Here is a 708-nt window from a genome sequence, read left to right as displayed (position 1 = left end):
GCGCAGCCCTGGGTACTGAACACTTATCCCGACCGCGCGGATCCGGATCGGATCGGGTTCGCGGGGTCGTCCTACGGCGCCGGCCAGAGCCTGATCATCGCGGCGCACGACGACCGGGTGAGGGCCGTGTGCGCGCAGAGCGCCTGGGCCGATCTGGGCCGATCGCTGTACGAGAACGAGACACGACACCTACTGGCGTTCGAGGAGCTCGCCAAGCTGTTCGGCGAGGAGAACCTCTCCGCCGAAGTCAGGAAAATCTTCGACGACTTCCGGGCCAATCGGAATATCGAACGGCTGCTGGAGTTCAGCGCGGTCCGTTCACCGGTTACCTATCTGAACGAGCTCAACGCCAGGAGGGTCCCCATCTTCCTCGGCACCTACTGGCACGAGACCATCTTCTCGGTACCCGCGGTGGTGGAGTTCTTCAACGCACTGATCGGTCCCAAACGCCTCCTGGTAATGATCGGGGATCATGGCGGCGACGAGATCAAGGGGTTTCTCGGCGGTATCAGTCGTCCGACAGCGACGACCTTCCGCTGGCTGGACCGCTTCGTTGCCGACAAGGAGAACGGCGTGGAGAACGACGGCGACGTGCACACCGAGTACATGCATAACCTGTTCACGATCAAGAAATTCGCCGACTGGGACTCGTACACGCTGCCGCCGCGGCGCTACTACCTGAACGCGCCGCTGCCGGGGACATCGGAC

1 protein-coding gene is annotated in these 708 nt (G+C 63.0%); it reads left to right on the top strand.

Annotated features, from left to right (window positions below):
* Positions 1-708: CocE/NonD family hydrolase (locus AC08ON_RS16660; RefSeq protein ID WP_476617305.1), on the top strand; the 708-nt coding region annotated here is incomplete at both ends.

This window comes from Frankia sp. CoWAU3 (assembly GCF_977971855.1).
This window is presented reverse-complemented; position numbering and strand designations above follow the sequence as displayed.